A 12,663-nucleotide genomic window follows, 5' to 3' on the forward strand; every position below is an offset into this window, starting at 1 on the left:
AATCCAGCGGCGCGAGCACCCACGACATCCTGCCTGATTGTCGTGAAACACGGGGCCCGAGACTGCGGATGGCAGGGCGGATGGCGTTTTATCATAGGTGCTACAGATGTTTAAGAAAATGAACACGGCCCTGCTGGGGCTGGCTTTGTCGATGGGGATCACGTCCGCTCAAGCGGAAGAGGCAAAGAAAGTCGATGTGCTGCTGATCGGCGGCGGCATCATGAGCGCGACCCTGGGTGTCTGGCTCAACGAGCTGGAGCCCGGCACCTCGATGGAAATGATCGAGCGTCTGGACGGCGTGGCCCTGGAAAGCTCCAACGGCTGGAACAACGCCGGTACCGGTCACTCCGCCCTGGCCGAGTTGAACTACACCCCGGAAGACGACAAGGGCAATGTGTCGATTCCCAAGGCCGTTGAAATCAACGAGGCGTTTCAGATCTCCCGTCAGTTCTGGGCCTGGCAGGTTCAGCAAGGCGTGCTGAAGAACCCGCGTTCGTTCATCAATTCCACGCCACACATGAGCTTTGTGTGGGGCGACGACAACATCAGCTTCCTCAAAAAGCGTTACGAGGCCCTGCAAGCGAGCCCGCTGTTCGCCGGCATGCAGTACTCCGAAGACCCGGCTGTGATCAGCAAGTGGGTGCCGCTGATGATGGAAGGGCGTGACCCGAAACAGAAAGTTGCCGCCACCTGGTCGCCGATCGGTACCGACGTCAACTTCGGCGAAATCACTCGCCAGTTCGTCGCGCACCTGCAGACCACCCCTAAATTCGACTTGAAGCTGTCCAGCGAAGTGCAGGACATCACCAGGAACGAAGACGGTACCTGGCGCGTCAGCTACAAAAACCTGAAAGACGGCAGCAAGTTCGAAACCGACGCCAAGTTCGTCTTCATCGGCGCTGGCGGCGGTGCCCTGCACCTGCTGCAGAAGTCCGGTATTCCTGAAGCCAAGGAGTACGCAGGCTTCCCGGTTGGCGGCTCGTTCCTGGTGACCGAGAACCCGACCATCGCCGAGCAACACCTGGCCAAGGCCTACGGCAAAGCCTCCGTTGGCGCACCACCGATGTCGGTTCCGCACCTGGACACACGTGTCCTGGACGGCAAGCGCGTCATCCTGTTTGGCCCATTTGCGACCTTCAGCACCAAGTTCCTGAAAGAAGGTTCGTACCTGGACCTGCTGACCACCACGACCACGCATAACGTGTGGCCAATGACCAAGGTCGGCATCAAGGAATACCCGCTGGTCGAGTACCTCGCCGGCCAGCTGATGCTGTCGGACGAAGACCGCCTCAACGCCCTGAAGGAATACTTCCCGAACGCCAAGGCTGAAGACTGGCGCCTGTGGCAAGCCGGCCAGCGCGTGCAAATCATCAAGCGTGACGAAGCCGCCGGTGGCGTGCTGAAGCTGGGCACCGAGATCGTGGCTTCGCAAGACGGTTCCATCGCCGGCCTGCTGGGCGCCTCCCCAGGTGCATCGACTGCCGCGCCGATCATGCTGACCGTTCTGCAGAAGGTGTTCAAGGACAAGGTCGCTTCCCCGGCCTGGCAGGAAAAACTGCACCAGATCGTGCCGAGCTACGGCACCCAGTTGAACGGCAGCCCTGAGAAAGTGGCTGAAGAGTGGGCCTATACCGCCAAGGTACTGCAACTGACTCCGCCGCCGGCGATGGGTCAGGTAGCGGCACCGGTAGCTGCTCCGGCTGATGCCGAGAAGGCTGCTCCGAAGGCTAACGCTGCAAGTGACATGGCTTTGTAAGTAGAAGCGCTGTTGCAGAGCCCGCTGAACCGGTGACGGTCAGCGGGCTTTTTTTTTGGGTGTTTGTTAAGGGAAGTAAGAAAGTTCTGACGGGGAGTCGGAAGTTGGCGGTATGAAACTTCTTTTGTTGATCAATGGGGCCAGGAGTTGTTTGGGATCAAGTTGTTTGAACAAATCTGCCTGATTTAGGGTGAGCTATTAAAAGTTGCGACGAACTTTTTAAGCACTTTCCCTTGTCAGGAAGACGCACAATGGCGCTATGGAACATCGTGCCCTCGTGGTTCGAAATCGAAGACCGAATAACTCATAACATGGGCTATCAGGGCGGACATGCACGAATACAGTTTAATGAATATGAAGCTTCCCTGAGTTTGATTATTCGCCGAGTCCAGAGCGTCCAGACGGCGTTCGCTCGAGCAGAGTGCATTGCCGTCGGGTCCCTGAGACAGCGCTTCGCCAATCTGGACATCTCTACCGTCCTCACTGAATTGATCAGCGTAGTGAATCAAATGGCAATGATCGTCGCCGGCAGCGTTTTGGCAGGCGGTGTCATTGGCGCTGGAGTGGGGACATTTGCGGGAGGTGGTGGCGCCATTCCGATCGGGATGGCTGGCGCTGCCATGGGCTTGAAGGTCAGTTCCTGGATACTCGGGGCTTTGGGCCTGGTGTCCATTGCCGAGCTCTTTGTGGAGGGTTTGCCACGCATTGGCGAGTATTACCTCGATGGCATCAACATCGCGTGGAGGGGCACCAAGGGCGATGAGGGTTTGGACCCTTATAGCCATGATGACCCGTTCGCCATAGACCGAGCCTCCCAGCACATTGCCCAGGGGCACGACAAAAATTAACGCAAAACTTGCAAGATGCAAATAAGGAGTTTGATTTGGACGAGGATTTTGCTTTTTTTATCAAGAGATTCGGTCCCGAAACATCTCGCCAGCATGTCCCAGTGTCGAGCATGATTCGCTATCGAAACAAGCTGCCAGGTCAACTGCTGCGTTATTGGGAAGAGTATGGTTGGTGCGGGTATGCAGACGGTCTGTTTTGGACAGTCAATCCGCAGGATTACGAACATATATTAACCGAATGGCTTGCTGATGCGGATGTCTGTAAACAAGACGTCTGTCATGTCATCGCACGAGGCGCATTTGGTGAGTTGTATGTCTGGGGAGAGAAGAGCGGTGAATGTTTGACCATCACTCCCTGCATGTCACGCTATTCACACCACTCGCCCGTATTTACCGGTGAAGAGATGGATTTTGCAGTCAGGGTCTTTTTCTCCTCGATGAAGCGTGAATATAATGATTTTGAAGGGCTTTTTGACCCTGCTTTGAGCAAGCTGGGAAAACTTAAGGCTGGCGAGATGTATGCTCTAGTCCCTGCGCTGGCCTTGGGTGGATCGATTGATCTAAAAAATTTAGAAAAGGTAGAAATTATCGAGCATCTGGAGTTTTTATCTCAACTGTCACCGCTTACCGATTGGGGGTTCCCGGAAATCTAGAGGTGGCCCGAGGTCTACGCAGGCTCCGCCAGCTGCTACAGTGAGGCGTATTGCCATTATTCAATGCAGTCGCCAACTGAAAAGGATTTCCTCGATGTATAAGCTGATTTTGCTGGTCATGCTGGCCGTAACAATCACTGGCTGCTCCACCCGCAAGGATTTTTACGCCACAGGCGGCAGTCGGGCGGATGGCTCGATTGATATGGCTTACGATTTCAAACCCTTTGAAACGCCTATTGTCGACATCAACCAGGCGGAGTCAGTCGCATCCAGCAAATGCGCTGTCTGGGGCTATGAGCGAGCCGAGCGATTCGGAGGACAAATCCAGAACTGCCACGCCAGCGATGGTTGGGGCAATTGCACCGCGGGCCAGATAGTCGTCAAGTACCAGTGCATCGGCAACATCACGCCGCCGACTCAGGCAGCAGCGCCGGCAGTCACACCTGTTCCGGCAGGAATCATGTCGGCTGCCCAGTACAAGGAAACTCGTTTGAAGGCGCTGATGGAAAAAAACCTGCCTTACGGCGAGTACCAGAAGCAGTATCACGCGATCATGGCGGAGTAGTTCTTGTGGATCTAGCAGCGGATAATGTGCCTCCGCGCCCCGGCTGGGAGTCTTTTGTGCAGCTGCCGAAGGCAGACAGCGACTACCTGCAGGAGCGGCAAAAGGTGGTAGGGGACGAGGGACGATTCAACCATGATGCGATGCGGTCGGCATCTGATCCGTATTTTTCATCGCCATCTGCATCTGTAATGCAAACAGTCTGCGGCTCACAATAACTGCATATTGAACAGGCAGGAGCACCCTCATGGGCAAGATGGCGATTTTCCTCGGTGGTTTTCTCGTACTGACGGTGCTGATCGGCGCTCTGGCCACAATCTCGCCGGTGTAGCCTTCGTGCTGTAAAGCAAAACGCCTCCAGCGGGAGGCGTTTGCATTTCAGGGCTCAGGCTTATTTCACATCAAACCGATCCAGATTCATCACCTTGGTCCACGCCGCAACGAAGTCCTTGACGAATTTTTCCTGGCTGTCGCTGCTCGCATAGACTTCGGCAAGCGCCCGCAACTGCGCATTCGATCCAAATACCAGGTCCACACGCGTCCCGGTCCATTTCACCTGGCCCGTCTTGCGGTCACGTCCCTCAAACTCCTGCGCCTCGTCCGAGGTGGGTTTCCATTCCACGCCCATGTCCAGCAGGTTGGTGAAGAAGTCGTTGGTCAAGGCTTCCGGCCGTTGGGTGAATACGCCGTGCCGGGTCTGCCCGACGTTGGTGTTCAGCACCCGCAGGCCGCCAATCAGCGCGGTCATTTCCGGGGCCGTGAGGGTCAGCAGTTGGGCCTTGTCGATCAGCAGTGCTTCGGCCGGTACGGTGTAGCGGGTCTTGAGGAAGTTGCGAAAGCCATCGGCGACAGGTTCGAGGAAGGCAAAGGACTCGACGTCGGTCTGTTCCTGGGTGGCATCGGTCCTGCCCGGAGTGAAGGGCACGGTGAGGGTGACCCCGGCATTTTTGGCCGCCTGTTCGACGCCGGCGTTGCCCGCCAACACGATCAGGTCCGCCAGCGAGACTTTCTTGCCCCCGTTGCTGAACTCGTTCCGGATGCTTTCAAGTTTGGCCAGCACGCTGCCCAGTTGCTCCGGCTGGTTGGCCTGCCAGGATTTCTGCGGCTCCAGGCGCAGGCGTGCGCCGTTGGCACCGCCGCGTTTGTCGGAGCCGCGGAATGTCGAAGCCGCCGCCCACGCGGTTGAAACCAGTTGCGAGACGGACAGGCCGCTGGCCAGGAGCTTGCCCTTGAGTGCGGTGACGTCGCTGTCGTTGATCAACTCGTGGTCGACTTCGGGGATCGGGTCCTGCCACAGCAGTTCTTCGCTGGGCATTTCCGGGCCCAGGTAGCGTGAAAGCGGGCCCATGTCGCGATGGATCAACTTGAACCAGGCGCGGGCGAAGGCGTCGGCGAGTTGGTCGGGATTCTCCAGGAACCGTCGGGAGATGGGTTCGTAGATCGGATCGAAACGCAGCGCCAGGTCCGAGGTGAGCATGGTTGGGTTGCGGCGTTTGTTCGGGTCGTGGGCATCGGGAATGATGCCGGCGCCCGCGCCGTTCTTTGGCGTCCATTGGTGCGCGCCGGCCGGGCTTTTGGTGAGTTCCCAGTCGAAGCCAAAGAGGTTTTCCAGGTAGTTGTTGCTCCATTGGGTGGGCGTGGTGGTCCAGGTCACTTCCAGGCCGCTGGTGATGGTGTCCGGGCCTTTGCCGGTACCGAAGCTGTTTTTCCAGCCGAAACCTTGTTCCTCAAGGCCCGCCGCTTCCGGTTCCGCGCCAACATTGTCCGCAGGCCCGGCGCCGTGGGTTTTGCCGAACGCATGGCCACCGGCGATCAGCGCGACGGTTTCTTCATCGTTCATGGCCATGCGGCCGAAGGTTTCGCGAATATCCAGGGCCGACTTGACCGGGTCAGGCTCGCCTTCCGGGCCTTCGGGGTTGACGTAGATGAGGCCCATTTGTACGGCGGCCAGGGGTTTTTCCAGGTGGCGACCGGGTTCGACCCGGCTGTCTTCATTTTCTCCGGGCTCGGCAACGAGCGGGCCTTCGCCGGGTTCCTGCATGGGTTCCTTATGGCCTTGATCGTAGCGAGTGTCACCCGCCAGCCACTTGTTCTCCGAGCCCCAGTAGACGTCTTCATCCGGCTCCCAGACATCCGGACGGCCGCCGGAGAAACCAAAGGTCTTGAAGCCCATGGATTCCAGCGCAACGTTGCCGGTGAGGACAATCAGGTCAGCCCAGGAAATGTTGCGGCCGTACTTTTGCTTGATCGGCCACAGCAGGCGGCGGGCCTTGTCCAGGCTGACGTTGTCCGGCCAGCTGTTGAGCGGGGCAAAACGTTGCTGCCCGGAGCCCGCTCCGCCACGACCATCAGCGGTGCGATAGGTGCCCGCGCTGTGCCAGGCCATGCGGATGAACAGCGGTCCATAGTGCCCGAAGTCCGCCGGCCACCAGTCTTGCGAATCGGTCATCAGCGCGCGCAGGTCTTGCTTGAGTGCCTGGAAGTCCAGGCTCTTGAATGCCTGGGCATAGTCAAAGCCTTCGTCCAGCGGATCGGACAGGGACGAATGCTGGTGCAGGATCTTCAGGTTCAGTTGGTTGGGCCACCAGTCGCGGTTCGTCGTGCCACCGCCAGCGGCGTGATTGAACGGGCATTTCGATTCATTTGCCATGTGTGAGCTACCTTTGGTCGTGATCATCCGGGCTATCCGCGCCCTGTGGGCACGGCCAGCTTGTGGCGCCAGAGCAGCCCTAAGGGTAGACCCGAGTTGGGTACTCAGCTAATAGGTGGAGTGTTAGGGGACGATAGGGAAAGTCTTTTACACAGGGTGTCGGGCGGTTGCGAGGATGCGCGCGCCGCAGAGGGGCATGCCCGGCGTGGTGCGCCGGGCGCGGGCAGTGGTCAGTTAACGACGAAACCGGCACCGACCGGATCATTGCGCTCGATGACCCAGCGCGAGGTCCCCAGGATGCTCGCGGTGCCCTTGACGGTCGGGCGCACCGCACGGGTACCGTTGAGGTCGACTTCACCCAACAGGCAGCCTTCGAACGTGCCGCTGCCCAGCAAGCCTTCAGACAGGATCGGCTGGTTCAACCCGAGTTTGCCCCGGGCTTCGAACATCGCCATCATCGCGCTGGTGCCCGTGCCGCCTGGTGAGCGGTCGAGTTGGCCAGCGCTGAACACGTGGACGTTCTTGTAGAACGCTCCGTCGATGGTTGCCGGGTGCCAGAACGTGATGAAGTTGAGGTCGTTGATGTGCGCCTCGGTGGGGTGCTGGATCTTGAGTTGTTTCTGGATCTGGTCCCGGGCCAGCAGGCCAAGGCGCGACAATTCGCTGCCATTCTCCGGGCTGATGCGCAGGTCGCACTGGGTCAGGTCGATGATGCCGAAGTAATTACCGCCCCAGACCAGGTCTGCCTTGAGGTCGCCATACCCGGGCAGGTGCACGGGTATGTCCTGGGCCGCCACGTAAGCCGGTACGTTTTCGAAGCGGGTCCACAGGACGTTTTCGCCTTCCGAGGCCACTTCCGCAACGACGAGACCTGCGGTGGTCTCAAAGCGGATTTTGGTGATGCCATCGGCGCCCCGTGGGACCAGGCCCAGGGCAACCATCGCCATGCTGACGGCAATCGTGCCGTGCCCGCACATGTGCGAATACACACTGCCGTCCATGTAGATCAGGCCGGCGTCGAATTCACTGCTCGAAGGCGGGGTGAGGAAGACGCCGAACATGTCCTTGTGGCCGCGAGGCTCCTGCATCAGCGCCTTGCGCAGCCAATCGTAGTTCTGCTCAAGAAAGGCACGCTTGGCCAGAATGGTCGAACCTGCGGGGTAGGGGATGCCGCTGTGCACGATGCACAGTGGTTCACCTTCGGTATGGGTATAGATGACATCGAACGTGTCTTGCATACGCATGACTGAACTCCTGGCTTGCGGGATGTAGGGGTGGGGGTTTATTTGCGTTCTGACAAAAGATCGAGACCGATACACAGGTCCAGAATGATGACGGCGATGACGACCACGACGATGGTTGCCCCTGAGGCGGCGGCAATGGTTGGGTCGACGGTGTACTGCACATAGTTGAAAAGCTTCACCGGTATGGTGTTCAGGTCCGGGGTGGTGTTGAAGATCGACAGCTCAACGTTGATCCACGACGAGATGAAGGCAAAGATCGACCCGGTGACGATCCCGGGCCGGATCTGTGGCAGCACCACCAGAAAGAAGGTTGCCCAAGGGGTACCGCCCAGGTCACTGGACGCTTCCTCCAGCGCACGTTGCTCTGGCGTCAGCATCGACAGCACCGAGCGCAACACGAAAGGCGAGATGATGATCGTGTGGCCGATCAGCAGCGCGAGGAAGCTGCGCGTCAAGCCGAAGTAGCCACCAAACTGCAGCAGCGCTGCGCCGAGCACGATATGCGGGAACACCAGCGGGGACGTCAGGGCAGCCAGGATCGCCTGTTTGCCGGCGAACTCGTAACGCGCAATCGCCAGGGCCGCCGGCACGCTGAGCAGCACTGCAACACAGGTCGCGACCAATGCCAGGACCGTACTGGTGGCAAACGAGGCCACGTAGCTTGGGTCGCTGAGCATCTTGGCGTACCAATCCAGCGTCCAGCCTTGAGGCGGGAATGCGAGGAAAGACGAGGCGGTAAAGGACACGCCCATGATCACCACCAGGGGCAGCAGCATGTAGCCGAGCACTGCCCAGGCCACCAGGCGAACCAGCATTCGCGTGATCATTGATTGCTCCCTCTGACACTGCCAACCCGACCGGCAAGGCCGACCATGACCAGGGTGAAGATCAGCAGCACCACGCTCAGGGCGCCGCCGTAGTTGAAGTCGAATACCGAGCTGTATTGCTGGAAAATCAACATCGACAGCACCGAGATCCTGCCGCCCGACAGCAGTGCCGGGGTGACATAGGCACTGGCTGCCAGGGTGAACACCATGATCGAGCCGGAGATGATGCCAGGCATGGTCAGTGGCAGCACCACGTGGAAAAACGTGGCCCGGGGACTGGCGCCGAGATCTTCGGAAGCTTGCTCGTAGGCCGGGTCGACCTGCGCCAGGGCATTGCCTGCCGCGAGCACGATGAATGGCAGGAGGATGTAGACCATGCCGATCAGGATGCCCAGCTCGGTGCCCAGAAACCGTACTGGAGTGTCGATCAGGCCAGTGTCCATCAGGCTCTGGTTCACCAGGCCCTTGCGCCCCAGCAGCACCATCCAGCCGAACGAGCGGACGATGTTGCTGGTGAACATCGGCACCACCAGCAGGATCACACAGGCGCGCCGCCAGGCCCGCCACTTCACGACACGCACCAGGTACCAGGCCAGCGGGTAGCCCAGCAGCAAAGACACCAGGGTGGTCAGCGCGGCGATGCGGAAGGTCACCAGGATGACGTCCCAATGGTACTGATCGCCCAACACCCGAATATAGTGATCGAGGGTAAACGCCTGGTCCGCGCCCTGGGTGAAGCTGGCGAAGATCACCACGGCAAACGGCGCAAGAAAGAACGCCGCGAAAAATGCCAGGGCTGCAAAGAGCATCAGCAGCGGGGCGAGCGTCTTGCGTTTCATACCGACTCCCCGATCAGGTGCAGATGAGCGGGGTTGAAGCCCAGGCGCACCGTGCTGCCGGCAACCATGTGCGGCCCTGGAAAGCCCATGGTGCGCGCGATGATCATCTGCCCGTCAATCAGGGCATGGATCAGCGTATGGCTGCCGACGGTAACGACGTCGCTGACGGTACCGTGGATTTCGTGGCAGCCGGGCGTCTGGGCAGCAGCTGTTTCCAGCACCTGCAAATGTTCGGGGCGCAGCACGGCCACGCCTTGTGACGGGATGGCACTGGTGTTGCGCGCCAGCGGTTGGTTGCGGATGCCCAGGCGTATTTCATCGTTGCCGGTGACCTGGTAGTCGATGAGATTGGCTTCGCCGATAAAGTCAGCGACGAAACGCGAAGCCGGTGCGCTGTAGATGGCGCTGCTGGTGCCGGTTTGTTCGATGCGGCCGGCATTCATCACCACGATACGATCGGCAATGGTCATCGCCTCTTCCTGGTCATGGGTGACGAAAATAAACGCAATCCCCAACTTCGCTTGCAGATGCTTGAGCTCCAGCTGCATGCGTTTGCGCAGTTTCATGTCCAGCGCCGAGAGCGGTTCGTCGAGCAACAGCAATTTCGGTTTGTTAACGATGGCCCGGGCCAATGCAACCCGCTGCTGCTGGCCGCCGGACATGCCGCTCGGGTAACGATCGCCCAGCGCTTCGAGGCCCACCAGCGCCAGCGCTTCACGAGCCCGTTCGCGGGCTTCGCCACGGTTGACGCCCTGGCGTCGTGGGCCGTAGGCGACGTTTTCCAGCACGGTCATGTGCGGAAACAGCGCGTAGTTCTGAAAGACCGTGTTCAGTGGCCGACGGTAGGGTGGCAGGCGACTGACGTCCTGGCCGTCGATCGCAATGCTCCCGGAATCAGGCTGCATGAAGCCGGCGATCGAGCGCAGCAGGGTGGTCTTGCCACAGCCGCTGGGACCCAGCAGGACGATGAACTCGCCCTGCTCGATGTCCAGGTTGATATTGTCCAATGCCTGGTAAGGCCCAAAGTTCTTGCAGACGCTGTCGATGCTCAATAAAACTGACATTGCAGACCTCTTGAGCTATTTGGCGGTGACTTTGCGGTTCCAGTCGTTGGTGACACTGGCGCGCTGGGCGTTGATCTGCGCCCAGTCGAACAGGCGCAGGTCCTTGATCGATCCGCCTGCGCCCCATGGCAACTTGCGGGCGACCTCCTGCGAGACTTCCACGCCTTTCACCGCCGGGCCCAGGTACAGCTTGCCGGCCAGGCAGGACGCCGCTTCCTGGGTCAATGCGGTATTGATGAATTGCTCACCGGCCTTGGTGTTGCGCGCGCCCTTGATCAGGTGCAAGCGCGCGTCGGTCGCCCATGCACCTTCCTTGGGAATGGTGAAGCCGATGGGGGCTCCCTTGTCGATCAAGTCCCAGGCACCGACGTTGAAGTGCGCGCCGATGATCGCTTCGCCACTCTGGAAAGCGTTGGTAGCGGCGCCCGAACTGTCGAAGAACAGCGCGGTGTCCAGTGCCCCCAGCTTGCTGTAAAGAGGTGCCAGATCGGCGCGATCGATACCCCAGACATCGGCCATGAAGAACACGAAGGGCACCCCGGAAGAATTGGCGGGCGAGGGCAACGCTATCGCACCGGCGTACTCGGGCTTCCACAAGTCCTTCCAGCTGGTCGGTGCCTCTTTGATTTCCCGGGTGTTGTAGGTCAGGCCCAAAGAGTAGAAGCCGCTGCTGACAGCGAAGGTATGGCCCGCTTCGGAGTACAGTCCTTTTTCCTCGACGTTTTTCAGGTTGGGAATGGCTGCCGGGTCGAGGTCGGCGATCACGCCTGCCGCGTAAGCGAGCTCGCTGATGCCGCCATCCATCCACGCGACGTCGATGGTGGGGCTGGATTTTTGCTGTTGAAGCTTGGCGAGTGTCGTGGTCGAGGTGCCGACTTCCGCTGCCACGGCAATGCCGGTGGCTTTGGTGAAAGGTTCTGCAACACAATTGAGGAACGCGTCTCCCCAGTTGCCGCCGTACAACGCGACGGTCAGTTTTTGCTGATCCGCCATGGCGCCTTGCGAGGAGATGCAGCCCGCCAGCGATAGCGCGACTGTGATTTTAGTGCGGTTTATTGTTCTCATCTCATGTCCTCTGGGGTGTAGTCGAGCTGTTCCCCTTGTCTGCATCTTGCTCGTAACGTCGATACGAGCGCTTGCACACCGGGGTCTTAAAGTTGAATAGTTGGGTCATGCCCAAAATGACTCAGAATCTTCATGATTGCCATGTATCGAGCGGCACCGACGCGCAGGCGAACACTCGCCCGCAGTTGTCGGTGGGACTGGTGTTGCTCGACCAGTTCACCCTGGCGGCGTTCTCCGGATTTGTGGATGTGCTGCGGTTGTCTGCAGATATCGGTGGCGCCAGTCGGCAGATCCATACTGCCTGGCGTGTGATGAGCGTTGACGGCTTGCCCCGAACCTCCAGCGCCGGGATCACGCTGGAGGTTGCCGGCGCACTGGAGCAGGACCTGGACCAGTTCGACTACATTGCCATCTGCGGTGGCAATGATTACCCCAATACCCATTTGCCGGGGCATTTGCGGGACTGGTTGCAGCGCGCAGCAAACAGCCGCACCCGATTACTGGGCATCTGCACCGGCACCTTCGCACTCGCCCAGGCAGGCGTGGTAGGAAACCGCTCGGTCTGTGTGCACTGGAACGTGCTGGACGCGTTTCGCGCGCGGTTTCCGAAAACGCCAGCAGCGGTGGACCATCTGTTCATCGACGAGGGAGATTTGATTACCTGCGCCGGTTCAACGGCGGCAATCGACCTGGGCTTGTACCTGGTAGCGCGCCACTGCGGGCGCGAAAAAGCCCAGCAGGCCGTGCGGCATATGATGTTGCAGGGGATTCGCCAGGGTCGGCAGCCCCAGGCGCATTTCTATGCGAACCTGGCGGACATCAAGGATGAGCGGGTGCGCCAGGCCGCTCACTATATCGAGCAGCGCATGGACAGCCTGCCCACGCTGGACGCCATCGCGCGCTATGTCGGCCTTGGGCGCCGGCAGCTGACTCGCGCGTTCCAACAGTCGCTGGGCATTTCGCCCATGGAATTCCAGCGCTCGTTGCGGGTGGAATACGGCAGCTGGTTACTGCTCAACAGTCACAGCAGCATCACGCAAATTGCCATGGACTGCGGGTTCGCCGATGGCGCGCATTTTTCACGGGAGTTTCGCACGCGCTTTGGTTTATCACCGCGTCAGTTCCAGCGTCAGGGACAAGCCGGTTGATGCACTA

Annotated in this window: 10 protein-coding genes and 1 pseudogene; 5 read left to right on the top strand and 6 right to left on the bottom strand. The window is 59.6% G+C overall.

Going from position 1 to position 12,663, the window contains the following annotated elements; genetic code table 11:
* Positions 1–106 precede the first annotated feature (106 nt).
* The 4 genes and pseudogenes from mqo (at position 107) to yecR (ending at position 3,822) form a co-directional block, all read left to right on the top strand.
* Positions 107–1,756 (top strand): malate dehydrogenase (quinone), encoded by a 1,650-nt coding sequence (gene mqo / locus EQV97_RS01700; protein WP_045057376.1) that lies wholly within the window; start codon positions 107–109, stop codon positions 1,754–1,756.
* A gap of 251 nt (positions 1,757–2,007) precedes the next feature.
* Positions 2,008–2,592, top strand: a pseudogene (locus EQV97_RS01705) (DUF6861 domain-containing protein); the annotation flags it as partial.
* 47 nt (positions 2,593–2,639) lie between these two features.
* Positions 2,640–3,257 (top strand): GAD-like domain-containing protein, encoded by a 618-nt coding sequence (locus EQV97_RS01710; protein WP_122840339.1) that lies wholly within the window; start codon positions 2,640–2,642, stop codon positions 3,255–3,257.
* A 40-nt stretch (positions 3,258–3,297) separates the two neighbouring features.
* Positions 3,298–3,822 (top strand): YecR family lipoprotein, encoded by a 525-nt coding sequence (yecR, locus tag EQV97_RS01715; protein ID WP_240888253.1) that lies wholly within the window; start codon positions 3,298–3,300, stop codon positions 3,820–3,822.
* 388 nt (positions 3,823–4,210) lie between these two features.
* Here yecR and katG read toward each other — a convergent pair whose 3' ends face one another.
* From katG to EQV97_RS01745, 6 genes are all read right to left on the bottom strand, one after another.
* Positions 4,211–6,469 carry a catalase/peroxidase HPI gene (gene katG, locus EQV97_RS01720; RefSeq protein ID WP_240888254.1) on the bottom strand — a complete coding sequence of 753 codons (2,259 nt, stop codon included), beginning with the start codon at positions 6,467–6,469 and terminating at the stop codon, positions 4,211–4,213.
* Positions 6,470–6,699: 230 nt separating this feature from the next.
* Positions 6,700–7,713, bottom strand: coding sequence for a proline racemase family protein (locus EQV97_RS01725; RefSeq protein ID WP_122840342.1), 1,014 nt, complete (start codon positions 7,711–7,713; stop codon positions 6,700–6,702).
* A gap of 38 nt (positions 7,714–7,751) precedes the next feature.
* Positions 7,752–8,540, bottom strand: a complete 789-nt coding sequence (locus EQV97_RS01730) for an ABC transporter permease (protein ID WP_122840343.1) — start codon at positions 8,538–8,540, stop codon at positions 7,752–7,754.
* Entirely contained in the window at positions 8,537–9,379 is an 843-nt protein-coding gene (locus EQV97_RS01735) for an ABC transporter permease (protein ID WP_122840344.1), read from the bottom strand. The genes EQV97_RS01730 and EQV97_RS01735 overlap by 4 nt, the downstream gene beginning before the upstream one ends.
* A complete protein-coding gene (locus EQV97_RS01740) occupies positions 9,376–10,443 on the bottom strand; it encodes an ABC transporter ATP-binding protein (RefSeq protein WP_240888255.1) in 1,068 nt (355 codons plus the stop codon). Before EQV97_RS01740 ends, EQV97_RS01735 begins: the two co-directional genes overlap by 4 nt.
* A 15-nt stretch (positions 10,444–10,458) precedes the next feature.
* Positions 10,459–11,508, bottom strand: a complete 1,050-nt coding sequence (locus EQV97_RS01745) for an ABC transporter substrate-binding protein (protein ID WP_122840346.1) — start codon at positions 11,506–11,508, stop codon at positions 10,459–10,461.
* 107 nt (positions 11,509–11,615) lie between these two features.
* On the opposite strand from EQV97_RS01745, the gene EQV97_RS01750 reads away from it, so the two are divergent.
* Complete coding sequence (locus EQV97_RS01750) at positions 11,616–12,656, top strand: GlxA family transcriptional regulator (RefSeq protein ID WP_122840347.1); 1,041 nt, start codon at positions 11,616–11,618, stop codon at positions 12,654–12,656.
* Positions 12,657–12,663: the final 7 nt, after the last annotated feature.

Origin of the sequence: Pseudomonas sp. TMW22090, assembly GCF_022496665.1 — a bacterium.
Lineage (GTDB): Bacteria > Pseudomonadota > Gammaproteobacteria > Pseudomonadales > Pseudomonadaceae > Aquipseudomonas > Aquipseudomonas gregormendelii.

Coding starts and splice junctions, on each gene's coding strand:
- EQV97_RS01735 (WP_122840344.1), bottom strand. CDS start 9,379: ATGAAACGCAAGACGCTCGCCCCGCTGCTGATGCTCTTTGCAGCCCTG.
- EQV97_RS01730 (WP_122840343.1), bottom strand. CDS start 8,540: ATGATCACGCGAATGCTGGTTCGCCTGGTGGCCTGGGCAGTGCTCGGC.
- mqo (WP_045057376.1), top strand. CDS start 107: ATGTTTAAGAAAATGAACACGGCCCTGCTGGGGCTGGCTTTGTCGATG.
- EQV97_RS01745 (WP_122840346.1), bottom strand. CDS start 11,508: ATGAGAACAATAAACCGCACTAAAATCACAGTCGCGCTATCGCTGGCG.
- EQV97_RS01750 (WP_122840347.1), top strand. CDS start 11,616: ATGCCCAAAATGACTCAGAATCTTCATGATTGCCATGTATCGAGCGGC.
- katG (WP_240888254.1), bottom strand. CDS start 6,469: ATGGCAAATGAATCGAAATGCCCGTTCAATCACGCCGCTGGCGGTGGC.
- EQV97_RS01725 (WP_122840342.1), bottom strand. CDS start 7,713: ATGCGTATGCAAGACACGTTCGATGTCATCTATACCCATACCGAAGGT.
- EQV97_RS01740 (WP_240888255.1), bottom strand. CDS start 10,443: ATGTCAGTTTTATTGAGCATCGACAGCGTCTGCAAGAACTTTGGGCCT.